The sequence below is a fragment of the Runella aurantiaca genome, from assembly GCF_003339505.1.
Classification (GTDB): domain Bacteria; phylum Bacteroidota; class Bacteroidia; order Cytophagales; family Spirosomataceae; genus Runella; species Runella aurantiaca.
Genome location: NZ_QPIW01000008.1, coordinates 203,650 through 218,430, shown reverse-complemented (window position 1 = coordinate 218,430; position 14,781 = coordinate 203,650). Strand labels below are relative to the sequence as shown.

Annotated in this window: 14 protein-coding genes; 5 read left to right on the top strand and 9 right to left on the bottom strand. The window is 45.7% G+C overall.

Annotation, left to right across the window (positions count from 1 at the left end; all coding sequences use genetic code 11):
- Positions 1-27: 27 nt before the first annotated feature.
- Genes hisD through DVG78_RS12430 form a run of 5 tightly spaced genes read right to left on the bottom strand, consistent with a single transcriptional unit; the run spans position 28 to position 5,432 of the window.
- Positions 28-1,317, bottom strand: a complete 1,290-nt coding sequence (gene hisD / locus DVG78_RS12450; RefSeq protein WP_114461396.1) for a histidinol dehydrogenase — start codon at positions 1,315-1,317, stop codon at positions 28-30.
- Positions 1,318-1,351: 34 nt separating this feature from the next.
- Positions 1,352-2,119 (bottom strand): SDR family NAD(P)-dependent oxidoreductase, encoded by a 768-nt coding sequence (locus DVG78_RS12445; protein ID WP_199563240.1) that lies wholly within the window; start codon positions 2,117-2,119, stop codon positions 1,352-1,354.
- Between the two features lie 8 nt (positions 2,120-2,127).
- Complete coding sequence (locus DVG78_RS12440) at positions 2,128-3,165, bottom strand: SMP-30/gluconolactonase/LRE family protein (RefSeq protein ID WP_114461394.1); 1,038 nt, start codon at positions 3,163-3,165, stop codon at positions 2,128-2,130.
- A 2-nt stretch (positions 3,166-3,167) separates the two neighbouring features.
- Entirely contained in the window at positions 3,168-4,304 is a 1,137-nt protein-coding gene (locus tag DVG78_RS12435; RefSeq protein ID WP_114461393.1) for an FAD-dependent monooxygenase, read from the bottom strand.
- A gap of 27 nt (positions 4,305-4,331) precedes the next feature.
- Positions 4,332-5,432, bottom strand: coding sequence for an alpha/beta hydrolase family protein (locus tag DVG78_RS12430; protein WP_229598210.1), 1,101 nt, complete (start codon positions 5,430-5,432; stop codon positions 4,332-4,334).
- 188 nt (positions 5,433-5,620) lie between these two features.
- Here DVG78_RS12430 and DVG78_RS12425 point away from each other — a divergent pair, with 188 nt between their 5' ends.
- Complete coding sequence (locus DVG78_RS12425; RefSeq protein WP_114461391.1) at positions 5,621-6,007, top strand: four helix bundle protein; 387 nt, start codon at positions 5,621-5,623, stop codon at positions 6,005-6,007.
- A 75-nt stretch (positions 6,008-6,082) separates the two neighbouring features.
- Here DVG78_RS12425 and DVG78_RS12420 read toward each other — a convergent pair whose 3' ends face one another.
- Both DVG78_RS12420 and DVG78_RS12415 read right to left on the bottom strand, forming a co-directional pair.
- On the bottom strand, positions 6,083-7,075 hold the full coding sequence (locus DVG78_RS12420) for a VOC family protein (protein WP_114070436.1): 993 nt from the start codon (positions 7,073-7,075) through the stop codon (positions 6,083-6,085).
- A 268-nt stretch (positions 7,076-7,343) separates the two neighbouring features.
- On the bottom strand, positions 7,344-8,351 hold the full coding sequence (locus DVG78_RS12415; protein WP_114461390.1) for a LacI family DNA-binding transcriptional regulator: 1,008 nt from the start codon (positions 8,349-8,351) through the stop codon (positions 7,344-7,346).
- A 174-nt stretch (positions 8,352-8,525) separates the two neighbouring features.
- Between DVG78_RS12415 and DVG78_RS12410 the strand changes: the two genes are divergently transcribed.
- From DVG78_RS12410 to DVG78_RS12395, 4 genes are all read left to right on the top strand, one after another.
- On the top strand, positions 8,526-8,993 hold the full coding sequence (locus DVG78_RS12410; RefSeq protein ID WP_114461389.1) for a GlcG/HbpS family heme-binding protein: 468 nt from the start codon (positions 8,526-8,528) through the stop codon (positions 8,991-8,993).
- Between the two features lie 74 nt (positions 8,994-9,067).
- Complete coding sequence (mgrA, locus tag DVG78_RS12405; protein WP_114461388.1) at positions 9,068-10,063, top strand: L-glyceraldehyde 3-phosphate reductase; 996 nt, start codon at positions 9,068-9,070, stop codon at positions 10,061-10,063.
- A 53-nt stretch (positions 10,064-10,116) separates the two neighbouring features.
- Positions 10,117-10,977 carry a carbohydrate-binding protein gene (locus DVG78_RS12400; protein ID WP_114461387.1) on the top strand — a complete coding sequence of 287 codons (861 nt, stop codon included), beginning with the start codon at positions 10,117-10,119 and terminating at the stop codon, positions 10,975-10,977.
- A gap of 259 nt (positions 10,978-11,236) precedes the next feature.
- Positions 11,237-12,184, top strand: a complete 948-nt coding sequence (locus DVG78_RS12395; RefSeq protein WP_114461386.1) for an RraA family protein — start codon at positions 11,237-11,239, stop codon at positions 12,182-12,184.
- Positions 12,185-12,257: 73 nt separating this feature from the next.
- On the opposite strand, the gene DVG78_RS12390 is transcribed toward DVG78_RS12395, so the two are convergent.
- Positions 12,258-13,166 (bottom strand): helix-turn-helix domain-containing protein, encoded by a 909-nt coding sequence (locus DVG78_RS12390; RefSeq protein ID WP_114461385.1) that lies wholly within the window; start codon positions 13,164-13,166, stop codon positions 12,258-12,260.
- Positions 13,167-13,194: 28 nt separating this feature from the next.
- Positions 13,195-14,760 (bottom strand): GDSL-type esterase/lipase family protein, encoded by a 1,566-nt coding sequence (locus tag DVG78_RS12385; RefSeq protein WP_114461430.1) that lies wholly within the window; start codon positions 14,758-14,760, stop codon positions 13,195-13,197.
- Positions 14,761-14,781: the final 21 nt, after the last annotated feature.

The window sequence follows — 14,781 nt, the reverse complement described above, 5'->3', positions numbered from 1 at the left end:
TTTTTAAAACCACAGAGATTAGGAGGGTCACAGAGAGGGAGCTTTTGAGTAGCGACGTACGCGCAAATCGGCTTGCTCTTTGTGGCCGGAGAAGTTTTCAATGGCGCATAATCTGGAGCAATATTCACCGATCATCGCGCTGGCTTCTGGAGTCCTAATTTCTTGGTACGTACAGGTTTTCAGGAATTTACCAACCCACAAACCTCCCGTATAACGGGCTGCTTCTCGGGTTGGAAGGGTATGGTTGGTACCGATTACTTTGTCGCCATAGGCCACGTTGGTTTTATCGCCAAGAAACAAGCCGCCAAAATTGGTCATTTTGTCAAGGAAATAACGCGGATTTTCGGTCATGACCTGCACGTGCTCGCTGGCGATGCGGTCAGCTTCTGAGACCAGCTCATCGATGGTATCCACCAAAATCACCTGCCCGTAGTCCCGCCACGCCACACTCGCCACATCGGCGGTGGGCAACACGGCCAATTGGTGCTGTATTTCGGCTTCGATGCCTTCGGCAATGGTTTTGCTGGTGGTCAACAAAATCGCGGGCGACGTAGGGCCGTGTTCGGCTTGGCCGAGCAAGTCCGTGGCACAGGTTTCTACATCGGTAGTATCATCGGCAATGACGAGCGTTTCCGTTGGGCCGGCAAACAGGTCAATTCCCACTTTTCCGTACAATTGACGTTTGGCTTCGGCCACGTAGGCATTTCCCGGGCCCACGAGCATATCTACGGGCTGAACGGTTTCAGTACCCAACGCCATCATGGCAATGGCCTGCACACCGCCCAACAAATAAATTTCATCGGCCCCTGCCATGTACATCGCCGCCACAGTTGCGGCAGGAATTTCGCCGTTGATGGGCGGCGTACAGGCAATAACACGCTTTACACCCGCCACTTTGGCCGTCAACACGCTCATGTGCGCCGAAGCCACCATCGGGTAGCGCCCGCCCGGCACATAACAGCCCACCGAATTGACGGGAATGTTTTTATGCCCCAAAATCACACCCGGCAAGGTTTCCACTTCTACGTCTTTGATGGATTCGCGCTGAATTTGGGCGAAATTGCGGATTTGGGTTTGGGCAAATTTGATGTCTTCAATCACTTGTTCGGGCAATCCAGCCATGATTTGCCGGATTTGTACCGCAGATAATCGAAAGCTTTCGGGCGACCATTTATCCAATTTTTCCGAATATTCTCTGACCGCTTTGTCGCCGTTGGCGGCCACGTTTTCCAGCATATTTTCTACCAAAGCCCGTACTTTTAAGTCGGCGTCTTTGCTTTCGGCGTAGGTAATGCCTTTTTTAATTTGTTGTATCATTTGCTTAATGGGAAAATTTAAAAATAGATTTTAGTTAGGCAAACGCCCCACCATCCACGGCCATGGCATGACCAGTGATAAAAGTGGATTCATCCGAACAGAGCCATAGAGCTACATCGGCCACTTCCTGCGGTTGGCCCATGCGTTTCATGCGTTGGAGGCTTTTGGCCTGTTCCAACGCTTCGGGATTATGGGCCAATTTCCGTCGTCCTTCCATCAACATCGGCGTTTCGATGGCGGTGGGACAAATGGCATTGACCCGAATATTTTGGGTAGCGTATTCGATGGCAGCCGTTTTAGTAATACCTACTACGCCATGCTTTGATGCCGCATAAGGTACATTGGTAGGCTGCCCTACCAAGCCAGCCGCCGAGGCAATGTTGACGATGTTCCCGCCGCCCTGAATGAGCATTTGAGTGAGTTCCGCTTTCACGCAATACCACGTACCCGTCAGGTTTATATTCATCATTTGCAACCAATTCTCTTCTGGGTATTCGTGCGTAGGCAACGAAATCGTTCCCGCAATGCCCGCGCTGTTGACGGCACAATCCAAACGCCCAAAGGTTTCAACGGTTGTTTTCACCGCATTCTCTACGTCCGTTCGCTTTGAAATATCCACTTTCAGCGCAATAGCTTCCGCTCCGTCAGCAATGAGTTCGGCTGCAACTGCCTGAGCTGCGGCCTCGTTAATATCCGTCACGACCACTTTTCCACCTTCCCGTCCAAAAGACAACGCGGTGGCCTTGCCGATGCCCGAACCAGCGCCCGTTACAAAGCACACTTTATCCCGAAATCTTTTCATGTTGTTCGCTATCGCCAATGAATCATTTTTTGCCCCGCAACTGGGCTTTTGAAATACGGAATTTTTGTTCCTCGCAAACTTCCGAGATAGACCGTTTTCATATCCGCGCCACCAAAGCTCAAACTTGCCATCCAAGGGCAAATTGTTCCTTGGGTAGCGGCTAAGATTTCGGGTGTAACACAACGGTTTTCGTAAGCATTAAATAATCTTTTTTTCGTTTCAGGATTGCTATCATCCAACAATGTGAGTACTTCCCCGTCAGGCGTAATAGCAATAAGTTCATCGGTAAAAATCAGGGTAACCCACAGATTTCCAAAAACATCAAAGGCAAAACCATCTGGAAAACCGCCCAACTTTGACGGGCCGTACACTTCTCGGTCGTACAGGTCACCATTGGATTTTACGCGCATTCTCGAAATTTTCCATGCGGTACTTTCCACCACATAAAGCCATTCTTCGTTGTCGTCAAAACGGATTTCGTTGGTCCCGCAAAATCCATCGGCCACAATTCTGACACCTTTTTCGTCCATTAAAGCTATATAGCCATCGGTCGTGCGGGTGTTGATTTGGTCCGACCACGGCTCGGTTTGGGTTGTGACCGTAAACCAAATTCTGCCTTTGGAGTCTCGCAACGGAAAGTTGGTCTTGCCCAAGGGTTTTCCTTCTATCTCCGTCAAAATGGTTATCAACTTCCCGTCGCGGGTCATTTTTTCGATGTGATTGGTTCCCCAATTGGCAATGATAAAATCTCCGTTTGAGTCAAAGCAAATGCCGTTGGGCAGCAAGCCTACGGCAGCAATATATCGCTGATTATCAGTGTCTTTATCAACAGTTTCAGGCAAAAAACCGCTCACTTTTTGTGGATTGATAATCTCTTGAGCTTTCTCATGGTTCAACTTTACCACACCCCCACGTGCATCTGCCGCCCAAACGGTTCCGTTCGACTCAGTCAGAATACATTCTGGTCTCTGCAAGTCGTAACCCAAGTATTGGATATTTTCACGGCTTACTTGCCAATTTTTTAGGGGATTTTGCAGGGTTGGCATCCTTAAATGGGAGCGGTTAAGGCCATTCCAGTTTTACCCATGAGCATCCCCATATTCGCACCTTCAGGAAGTGGTTGGTCGTTGTATTCCAGTAACTCCCAAGCGCCTAAAGTTTCGGAAACATCTACCACCATCATGCAGCGCTCATAGCGACGTTTCATGTATCTATCGAAAACTTCTTCCACTTCCCCTTCTTTTTGTAATTCTTCTATCAACACCACGGCATCCTCAATGGCTAAGGCAGCTCCCGAGCCTAATTGTGGAATGGTGGTGTGAGCCGCATCTCCCAAAACAACCACTCTGTTTTTATACCAAGGCGCTGGCATTTTGAGCGTTTCTAATGCTCGGTAATTGACCAATTTAGCATCGGTTACTTGCGGAATCAGCTCTTGAACGACGGGCACTGGATAAGCCGACATATAGCCTTTCAGTTTTTCAACCAATTGGTCTTCTGGAATCGTGGGGTTATCGCCTTCGGCAGAGTTTAAAAATATATAACACGACTCGGCCGTCATTGGAATAACCCCAATTTTGTGTTTTTTATTAAAGAAAATATAACCAGTATCTAAGCCAGCGGGGCGTTTGAAAGGATAACGCCATACGGATAAACCTACATAATTGGGTTTGAATTCGCCAAAAATGAGTTTTCGTACTTTTGAATGTACGCCATCGGCGGCAATCACAATGTCATAACTATCCGTTGTACCATCCGTAAAAGTGACATTGGCAATATCAAGCTGATTATCAATAGATTCCACCGTTACACCCATCCGATATTTTAACCCGATTTTCTGAGCTTCCTCAAATAAAACATCGTGGAGAATCCGTCGAGAAATACCGTTATGACTTGGAAATCTGCCAATGGGCGGGGTACCAGCTTCGCCGATTTGAACCCCGTGAGGTAAACACAATTTTACTTTTCCATAAGGTGAGCCTCTTCGCATCACCTCATCGGCCACCCCGATGGCATCCAACGCTCTGAGGGCGTTGGCTTGCTGAATGATACCGACACCATACACATTAAACTCCGAAAGAATTTCTACCACATCTACCGCAAAACCTACTTTTTTTAAACCAATTGCTACCGACTGACCGCCAATTCCTCCGCCAACGATCAGGATTTTCTTTATGTTGCTCATTTTATTTGTGGTTCAAAATTAAATGGGTTATGCTTTTATCTTTTCAGCAATCCAATCGTACATATTGAAAGTCTTGGTGAAATCATCTACGGAACAGTGCGCCGAGCCACTTTCTTCCTTTGGCACAATCTCCATGACGTGCTCGCAGGTAAGAACTTCGTTTACTTTATAGGCATTTTCTACAAAATTCTGACGGTCATCTTCCCCGTGTAGAATATAAGTAGGCATACTGATTTTTTCGGCGACGCCCTCCAGCGTAAAGTTCTTGAGTTTTTCACGTGCCTCTGTCATGTTTTCAGCGCCCACGATATGCTGCACAATTTCAGCCAAAGGGTGGTTGTCGGGACGATTTTTCCAAATATCATAATACGACCAAACGGCCCCGAAAATCATACAAACCTTGAAACGAGGCTCAAAAGCCGCACAACGTGCCGCCATGTAACCACCCATCGAAACGGCCCCGATACCGACCCGTTCGATGTCCACTTCGTCTTTTAGGTTTTCGATAATATAATCCAAAACCGCCGTTCCGGGTACGTTGTAATCATAACGGGTATGAATGTGATTGAGACGAAGAGCGGCTCCCTGCCCCGGGCCATCTACCGCCATCATCGCGATTCCGCGCTCGTTGAGGTGCTGGGCAATACCAAAATACAGTTCCTCCGCCAAGCTATCCAGTCCGCCAAACATGACCACTACGGGAGGGTTTTTCACACCCGTGGGTTTGAACAAATAAGCGGGCAAAAAAGACAGGTTCCCCTGCCCGGCCTCAAAGGGTATCTCCATTTGAAGAGGTTTTTCATCAAAAAGATGGATGGCTTTGATGAATGCATCACGGCATTTTAGATAATAAGGAATCTTGCGTTCATCACGGAGTGTCATAAAAAATTCGGCGGTACGCAGGTAATTGAAAGCTCTGAGATAGGTTCTTCTGGCCGAAATTTTATGACCCGCTTGGGCGTATTTTTCGGCAATTTCATACACTTTATCCCCCATTTTTACCCATGCCCGATTAAAGCTTTCTCTATCGGCAGGGTCAATTTCACTGGCTACTTCCAATATTTCTGCAAATTCGCCACCACCATAGTGCGCCTGCGTCAATGCTCTGTTTACTTGATATGAGGGCATGTATTGCCCGGGAAAATAATGCCACATAGGTTTGTTTAATTGGTTAATTGGTTACTGGTGGAATGGTTGATTAGAAATTGGTTTATTATTTAAATCAGTCACAATTTCTTATAACCAATCAACCAGTTACCAGATTCTAAAATTATTTGTAACTTGATTTCAATTCTCAAAACACCTATTTCCTACTAATGAAAAATCAAAACTTTACCGACCTTGAGGTTTATAAAGAATGTCGTCAGTTAAGGATTGAAATTGCTGTACTTACAAAAAATGATTTTCCATTAGATGAAAAATATAAACTCACCGACCAAATAATTCGAAGTTCAAGAAGTATTACAGCAAACATCGCAGAAGGCTACGGAAGGTATTACTTCAAAGAGAATATCAGATTTTGTAGAACTTCGAGGGCTTCTTTATTAGAAACTTTAGAACACCTAATTACTGCTTTTGATGAAAACTATATTTCTAAAAATCAACTAATTGAGCTTAAATCCAAAATTGACACCTGCGGTAGATTAATAAATGGCTATATCAATTTTTTAAAAAAACAACAAAAACCAAAAGATGAGGATTGATATTGGCTATGTGTCATTTGTAATTGAAAATTGGTTATTTTATGTCCCAATTACCAATCCACCAGTAACCAATCCCTAAATATCTACTGGCTTTACAACGCCGTCGGTTAGCCCGAGTTTTTTTCCTTTGCCCATTTCGGCAAAAGGATTGGCATTGCCCCACGCATCGTTTGGATTGTCTTTGAGGTAATGCAAGTCAGGCCCGTGGTCGGGGGCAAAAATCAATCTGGCTCCCGCATAAAATTCAAAAATGATGTTGCTACCAGGATCAATGATGTAGATAAAAAAACCTTCGTCGGCTTTGTGACGCGTAGGGGCGCCCATCACGCTTTTGAAGCCTTTTTCGGTAAAGTAATCAAGCGCCAGCAACACCTCTTCGCGGCTGTCGAAGTTGAATGCAATGTGGTTGAGGGTAGCTTCGCCAGGGCCAACATTGGGGTCTGTAAAAATGGCAATGTCGTGCGAAAGATTGGCCGTTGTCCAAAGACCTCCGATGGGTGGAATTTCGTCGTCAATTCTCACTTCGTCGGGATTCTTCAATCCCATTTTTTTCCAAAATTCTTTTTCTTTAGAATACTGAAACTTAGCCACCATGTACGTGACGTGGTCTATACGGCGCGGGTTAACACCAATACGGCGATTGCTGGCGTAACGGTCGGCGTATATGCTACCACGTTCGCCCGTTTCTTTCAGCCAAACCACATCCCAAAAAATTTCATGAATATGCCCTTCGGGAGATTGAAAACGATAGGCCTTGCCGTGCCCCAAGTCGCCCTCAACCCAACCCAATCCAGCGCCTATGCTTTCGAGGTACGCCACGCATTCTTCCAACGCCTCGGGGCTATCGGCGCGCCAGCCGATATGGCCTAGGCCGTTGGTTTCGCGCGAGGTGATTTTGAGGGTGTGATGAAAATAATCGCCCCAAGCCCGGAAGTAAACAGAGTCGCCCTCGCGGCCTGTTTCGTCCAATCCAACGATTTCTTTGAAGAAGTGAATTGATTTTTCAATATCGGGAGAATAAACCTCCACGTGCGCCAATTGCGAAAAGTAATGCGGATTCTTTGCCACCAACGTATGTTTTTAAGATTGAATACTGCTTTAAATAGTTCTATTTTTCAATGCAAAGTTTCAATAAATAAACACGTTAGCGTTAGTCTAAAAGACGCCATTAATCCGCAAAATCAATCCATTTTTTTATGTTTTACAAGAATAAAGGCTTTATTTTATAGTAAATGAGGCCAAATAGCTCAAGATCCCTATTTTTATTCTAACAAAAAAAGGGCTAACTGCTCTCTAAGTGGCAAATACTCTCTTTTTTCAGGCCTTCCTGACGCACTCATTCGCTTTTTGTAGAATTTCTGGCAATCAGTATGGAGTTTAGTACTATATTGTCAATAGGGGAAGCTGGCTTTTTTTTCTCAATCAACTTAAAAAGAACAGCGGCAGCTTCTCGGCCCATTTCATACGCAGGCTGGGTAACGGTGGTTAAAGAAGGATTCAAAAAAGCGGCGGTATATGAATTGGAAAACGTGACAATCTTCACATCTTTCGGAATATTCAATCGCAACTCTTCGCATATTTTATACGTCGAAACCGCCAGTTTTTCTACGGAGGCAAAGATGCCATCAGGCCTGTTTTCTCTTTTCAACAATTCTTGGATTCGTTCATTATTTTTGGCATCATCACTGTCGCAAGATACGATCAGGGCACTGTCGGGCTTTATATTATTCTTTTTTAACGCTTCCAGATACCCGTTCATTCGTTTGTTGCTAATCGAAAGGTGTTGGGATATAGACAGAAAAGCGATTTGTTTACATCCACTTTCAATGAGGTGCTCGGTGGCTTTGATACCACAATTGTAGTCGTCGGTCGTCACTTTCGGGGCGTCGGGCTGGTCAACGGTTCGGTCAAAAAATACGAGGGGTATCCCTTTTTCTTTCAAAGCCTCCAAGTGCGTTGTATCCGAGGTTTGCTCCGACAACGACATCATGATTCCATCCACGCGTCCATTTTGCAAAAGCTGCGTAATCGCCACCTCCTTTTGCATATCCTCGTGTGTTAGGTAAATCAGCACGTGATAGCTTTTTTCTTGCGCTATTGACTCAATGCCGTTAATGACCGGTCCAAAAAAATCGTTGACCACTTCAGGAATAACCACCGCAATGGTCCGGCTTTTCTGTTTGCGAAAACTGCTGGCCAATGGATTGACCTGGTAGTTCAATTCTTTGGCTTTGGCGAGTACCCGGTTTTTGGTATCGGTGCTTATTTCGTGACTGTCGCGCAAAGCTTTTGAAACCGTCGAAAATGACAGATTCAGCTCTTTGGCAAGTTGTTTAAGATTCATGTTAACTCATTTTTGGTTCCATTGGCCCTGGGTGAAACTTACCGCAAAGGTGATTACTATTCTGTTTTTTTTCCAAAAAGCTACGACAACGTTGTCGTAAATAAATACTTCTGAATCCGACAGTTGCATTATTTTTTCCTTGAATATTACAACAATTTTAGACAATTATAAGAAATGCAAACCCCAGAAATGTCGTTAATCATCCCCAAGATTTTCGATGCAATTGAAAAATTGATTCCGCTCTATATGGAGATTCCCGAAGAAAAATGCATCTCAAACGGCAATTTGGCGGTCTGCATCATTGATGAAAATGGGCTAGTCCACGGAAAAATGTTTGGCACCAATAAAGCAAGGCTACGACAATCGTACAAAATAGCGTGGACAAAGGCCAGTCAAGTATGGCTTACGGGCGTAAAAACTGGTGAATATGAACGAATGGTCTTCAATAAAGAAGTAGCTGAAAACGCCAACGGCATCGAAGCCCCTGACCTCATTGGCTGGGAAGGCGGACAGCCTCTTACGCTACAAAATGGAACAACCCTGGCGGTTGGTTTTAGCGGCTTTAGGGGTGTAGTAGACCTTGAAATAATGATAAAAGCACTGGCAGACGCCGAACGGCAAGGCCAAAATATGCTAGGTTAAAATCTTGACAACAAGCACTTTAAATCTTTGCACCTTTGCGTGATTAAACATATTTTAAATAACCCCATTTTTAAATGCAGTACTTACCTAATGAGCAACGGTATCAGTCAATGGAATACCGTCGATGTGGCAACAGCGGATTAAAACTACCCGCCATTTCGCTTGGTCTGTGGCACAACTTCGGCCATATTGATGTGTTGGACAACGCACGCAATATCTTGCGGGTAGCTTTCGACAATGGCATTACCCATTTTGATTTAGCCAATAATTACGGTCCACCAGCGGGCTCGGCCGAGGAGAATTTTGGCAAGATTTTCAAGGATGATTTTACCGCTTACCGCGACGAGCTGATTATTTCGACCAAGGCAGGCTGGGGGATGTGGCCCGGCCCTTACGGCGATTGGGGCTCAAAAAAATACTTAGTGGCCAGCCTTGACCAAAGTTTAAAACGGATGGGTCTTGACTATGTAGATATTTTTTATCACCACCGCCCCGACCCCGAAACGCCGCTGGAAGAAACCATGACCACCCTTGACCTGATGGTACGGCAAGGAAAAGCCCTCTATGTGGGCATATCGAGCTATCTACCAGAAGAGGCGGCCCAAGCCATCGAAATCCTGAAACAATTGGGCACACCCTGCCTCATTCATCAACCAAAATATTCCATGTTTGACCGCTGGGTGGAAGGCGGACTGTTGGATGTACTCGACCAAAATGGCGTCGGCTGTATTCCGTTTTCTCCCCTTGCCCAAGGGCTGTTGACCAACAAATACTTAAAGGGAATCCCCCAAGGTTCAAGAGCCTCAAGCAATCGCGGCAACGGTGCGATCGAGGAAGACCACGTATCTGACGAAAAAATAGATAAAGTACGTCAATTGAACGTATTGGCGGAACAGCGCGGACAAAATCTGGCCCAAATGGCGCTTGCATGGATATTGAAAGATAAACGTATCAGCTCGGTGCTGATTGGAGTGAGCAAGCCTAGTCAGGTACTAGATTCCATCCGTTGTCTCGAAAATTATTCATTTACAGAAGCTGAACTTACCCAAATTAATGAGATTTTGAAGTAGCAATCGCAGGCCCGTAGGAAGACAAAATTGGCAACCCTCTAAATCATTGGATTATGAAAACCATCCGTGTAAAATCAATCTTTACTCTCCTACCCGTGCTAACCGTACTAAATGCGTCGGGTCAACCACCCACAGCTGCGAAAAAATCACCTGCCAAGCACTTTAACCCATCAGTAGTGAGTGAAACCTACCCGTTTAATGCTCAAACGGGTGGGTTTACTCCCATCTTCAACCGCCCAAATTTAGGTAAGTGGGCAAGGAATGGCATAGACCAAAACCCAATAAAATCCTCTATTCCAGACATTTACAAAGGGCATCCTTTCGTAGATTCCACCCACAGGGCAGGCCCACAGGTAATTCCCGGAAAACTCGAATGTGCCTTCTATGACATGGGCGGTGAAGGCGTAGCCTATCATGACTTCGAAACCGAAAACCGGGGCAGCGATGGACTCAACTTGGCCACCAGCCACCAGCGCCCTCATGCTACGCCCTACGAATGGGCATTTCGGAAAAAAGAAGCGGTGGATGTGTCTTACACCAAAGACTTTGCCGATTTCAATCACCTCAACAACTATTACACCCCCAAAGTGAATCAATTGTATGTAGGCTGGACTGAAGATAACGAGTGGCTCAATTATACGGTGAATGTCAAGGTAGCAGGCAAATATAAAATCGATGCGCTATACGCCAACCACGACTCAAACATCTCATTTGATATAAATCAAAAGCCCGCTACTGCCTGCAAACTCCCATTGAATACTGGCAATTTTCACCATTGGAATAAGGGCGAAATCGGCACCATTTTTTTCTCTGAACCCGGGCTTCACCTGTTGACCTTTCATTACAACAAAGGCAACAACTTCGCCTATTTCGAATTTACGTTGGTTGACAAAAAGACTCAGGATCCGAAATAGCCACTGAACAATCCCATTTTGCTAATGCTGAAAATCAAACTAAGCCTACCAAAAATAGTAGAATACCAAGAAATATTTTCAATTTCAGCATCCGCAAAACAGTAAATTTAAGGCAATTGGGTATTACAATGTAAGTATCCAATAAAACACGCCTAGAAAAAGGTCAGACGACAGTCAGACCGTAGCGTGATGGTCTGGCTGTCGTCTGACCACTACTTAACCAAATATATCCAATCAAAAAACCTTTAAATCCATCACTATGCGACGCGTTCTTTCTGGTTTATTCATCTTTACCGCTCTTATCTGCAATGATGCCCATGCCCAATACAACAGGGTTGCGATGAATCGCGAATACATCATCTCGCTTACCCCACAATGGAAAGGAGAGCGACTGCCCGACGGAAGACCTTATGTATCAGACGATTTACTGGAAAGACTCAAAAAAGTGGTGTTGACTCACGCTTGGGGCGGCTTAAAAAAGCACAAATTTAATAACCAATACCAAGGGAATTGGATGATGGTCAACCCCGACAAAAATACCATCATGACCGGACGGGCGGTGACGGCTCAATACATGCCACAACGGCCCGATTTTGGGGATGTTATCCGAAAAGTGGGATTGGCCGAAGGGCACGGCGACAAGGCACTATCAAACGTATGGCCGATTGAGATGCTTAAAGATGGAGATGTGTACGTGGCCGATGGTTTTGCAAAAATGAATGAGGGAACATTGATTGGCGACCGCTTGGCCAATTCTATCTACTCAAAATCAAAACGGGGCGTGGTATTTTGGGGCAGCGTACGAAATTTGCAGGAAATCCAGAAAGTAGAAGGATTTAACGGATGGATATTGGGCAACCACCCTTCGGCCATCAATGAAGTGATGCTGACCTCAATCAATGCCCCCATCCGAATCGGCGATGCAACCGTTTTGCCCGGCGATGTGGTGTATGCCAGCCCGTATGGCACCCTTTTTCTACCCGCCTATTTGGTAGAAGGAATCGTACTGGAAGCAGAAATCAGCAACCTCCGTCACATTTACGGAATCATGCGCAATAAGGCCGGCGATTGGACCACCGGCCAGATAGACAGCGAGTATACCGCGCAGATGAACAAAGAATTTCATGATTATTTACGTAGCCTTCCCGACAACAAACTTCCTATGCCCCGCAAAGAACTGAACGCGTATTTGGAAGCTAAAAAATAAATGTATTGTTCGGATAGGGCTATTCTGAACCTCGTACAGCCCTATCCGAATTTTTCCAAATGCCCCCTTCTTTTCAGTCTTTCTTTCGGTATTCTCCCGGAGTAAATCCCGTTTTTTGTTTGAAGAAACGACCAAAATCACTCAGTTCTGTTTTCCCAATTCTGAAAGCGATTTCGGCAATAGAAAGCCCCGTCTGTTTGAGCATCACCTTGGCTTCCAGCAGGAGCATATCATCGAGTAAATCGTGGGCCGATTTGCCCGTTGTGGCCTTTACGCACTTGTTGAGGTGGTTGGGAGTCACCGAAAGAATATCGGCGTAATCCCTGATTTTTTGTTTTTGATAACTGTACTGCGCCAGCGCACTTTTGTATTTTTCCGTAATCTGCGAAGCGGCGTTGATTTTTACTTTTTGCTCGGTTTTCACAAACGGTTTGATTTCCGACATCAACGCGAGCAAATACCCCTGCACAATGCTAAAATCGGGTGAATCACTTTTTTTGTATTCTTTTTCGAGCCGGTGCAAAATAAACAAAATCGTTTGCGTGGTTTCTTCGTCGATGGTCACCAACGGATTACCAATAAATTGCAGAAACGAATAATCAGCAAACAGGTCTTTGGATTGAAAATTTTTGGTCAACACCTCGCTATCAAAGTGGCAGTAAAATCCTTTGGCATCTAGGCTCATGGATTTGTGCGCGGTAATCTGGTAGGCGGGCAAAAAGAAAAACGTATTGGCACCAAATTGATAACTGTCCAACCCTTTGCTCCTGACACTGGTTCCGCTTGTCAAAAACACAAAATCAAAGACCATTTTCCGGTGCGGCGGCAACGGAAACTTCATCATATCTTTGTATTCTTCAAGGCGATTGATGTGAAAAAAATGATGCGTCGACGTGAACAACGTTTGCCACGCCAACTGGGCGTCAAAATGGATTTGTCCCATTTCAAACGGATTCAGTATCGGAATCGTGCTGTTTTTCACGCATCAATTTGTTTAAATCTTGCCAATCCTATTTTTTCAACGCCTCCGCAATAGCCTTCTCGGCCAGCGGAGCCATGATTTGATACCCTGCCAAGGTAGGATGCACGCCATCGCCGGCTATTTCGGGGCTCATGCCATTGCGACCGTCTTTCATCGCCCCATGATAATCCAGATACACCAACCCGTTCTTTTGGGCATAGGCCTTCAATTGTTCGTTCAGTTGAATAATTTTATTGGGAACATCCGCAATTTCCTTCCGCCACGGAAACTCAAACGCGGGGTGCACCGACGCCAGTACGACTTTGATTTGGTTGGCCTTCGCAATTTCGACCATAGAAGCGATGTTTCCCAACGTAAATTCGGGGTTGTACGGGCCTGTATTTTCGGCAATATCATTGATGCCGATGTTGATAACCACCACTTTAGGCTTCAGTTCCACCACGTCGGGCCGAAACCGGAGCAAGGCTTGCGGCGAAGTCTGCCCGCTGATACCCCGACCGATGTAGTTGCCTTTGGCAAAAAACTCAGGCTGTTTGTTCACCCAACCTTCCGTGATGGAATTCCCCAGAAATACCACCCGATTTTCATCGGCTTTAGGGGAGGGCAACTTTTTATTGGCATCGGCATAGCGGCTCAAATACGCCCAGTCGTTGCGTTGAAAACTCGCAATTTGCTCTTCTGAATATTTCAAATCCAACGCGGAAGGACGCAGTTTTTTCAGATAACCCTGCAATTTCATCCAATCGCCAAAACGCTCATACCACGTATCGGTGGGGATTTTTTGTTTGTTCATGCCAAAACCATGTCCTCCTTTTTGGTAAATGTGTAATTCTGCGATTTTTTTGGCCGCAATCCACGCATCATACAAGGCCGTGGCGTGCGGAGCAAAGCCCAGTTGGTCGTCAGAAGCAGCACAAATCCACGCTGGCGGGGCATCAGCAGGCACTTTTATTTCCCCAAAAATATCCGTTTTGGGATAAATCGGCGCAATAAAATCTGGACGATTGGCAGGGGTGTAGCTCAATCCCACGCCCAACGTCAACGCTCCACCCGCCGAGAAGCCCATAATCCCGATTTGATTGGGTAAAATATCCAACTCTTTGGCGTGTGTTCTCACATATTCAATCGCTTTTTTGCCATCGGCTACGGCCATTTCTACCACGGGCGCGTTTTCTTCGTCGAGTTTCTTAAAATCTCGCATTTTGGGCATCAGTTCAGCCACGGGGTCGTCGGTGACGCTGCGCACCAGTCGATATTTAAGCACAAATGCCGCCACACCTTTGGAGTTTAACCACTTAGCCACTTCAATACCCTCGCTGTCAATCGAAAGAATGTGAAAAGCTCCGCCCGGAGCCACAATCACCGCCGTTCCTGTCGCGAGTTCGGGTTTTGGCAAATAAACAGTCAAAGTGGGTTGCGATACGTTATAAACCGTTCTGGTTTTAAAAGTATTATTCACGCTTTCTTTTTCTCCCCACGTCCAACTTTCAGAGCCGGGCGCTTTGCCGTTATACAATTGAATCACTTGTTGAGTATATCCCGTTGCTCCTGTCAGGGTTAGAAGGGCAATAAGCGCGTAGATAGCTGATTTCATTGGTAGTTTTAGGTGTTTTTT

Excerpts from the sequence above, each read along its gene's own strand:
- mgrA (WP_114461388.1), top strand. The coding sequence starts at position 9,068 with ATGCAGTACTTACCTAATGAGCAACGGTATCAGTCAATGGAATACCGT.
- DVG78_RS12445 (WP_199563240.1), bottom strand. The coding sequence starts at position 2,119 with ATGAAAAGATTTCGGGATAAAGTGTGCTTTGTAACGGGCGCTGGTTCG.
- DVG78_RS12410 (WP_114461389.1), top strand. The coding sequence starts at position 8,526 with ATGCAAACCCCAGAAATGTCGTTAATCATCCCCAAGATTTTCGATGCA.
- DVG78_RS12415 (WP_114461390.1), bottom strand. The coding sequence starts at position 8,351 with ATGAATCTTAAACAACTTGCCAAAGAGCTGAATCTGTCATTTTCGACG.
- DVG78_RS12435 (WP_114461393.1), bottom strand. The coding sequence starts at position 4,304 with ATGAGCAACATAAAGAAAATCCTGATCGTTGGCGGAGGAATTGGCGGT.
- DVG78_RS12430 (WP_229598210.1), bottom strand. The coding sequence starts at position 5,432 with ATGCCCTCATATCAAGTAAACAGAGCATTGACGCAGGCGCACTATGGT.
- DVG78_RS12395 (WP_114461386.1), top strand. The coding sequence starts at position 11,237 with ATGCGACGCGTTCTTTCTGGTTTATTCATCTTTACCGCTCTTATCTGC.
- DVG78_RS12400 (WP_114461387.1), top strand. The coding sequence starts at position 10,117 with ATGAAAACCATCCGTGTAAAATCAATCTTTACTCTCCTACCCGTGCTA.
- hisD (WP_114461396.1), bottom strand. The coding sequence starts at position 1,317 with ATGATACAACAAATTAAAAAAGGCATTACCTACGCCGAAAGCAAAGAC.
- DVG78_RS12385 (WP_114461430.1), bottom strand. The coding sequence starts at position 14,760 with ATGAAATCAGCTATCTACGCGCTTATTGCCCTTCTAACCCTGACAGGA.
- DVG78_RS12440 (WP_114461394.1), bottom strand. The coding sequence starts at position 3,165 with ATGCCAACCCTGCAAAATCCCCTAAAAAATTGGCAAGTAAGCCGTGAA.
- DVG78_RS12425 (WP_114461391.1), top strand. The coding sequence starts at position 5,621 with ATGAAAAATCAAAACTTTACCGACCTTGAGGTTTATAAAGAATGTCGT.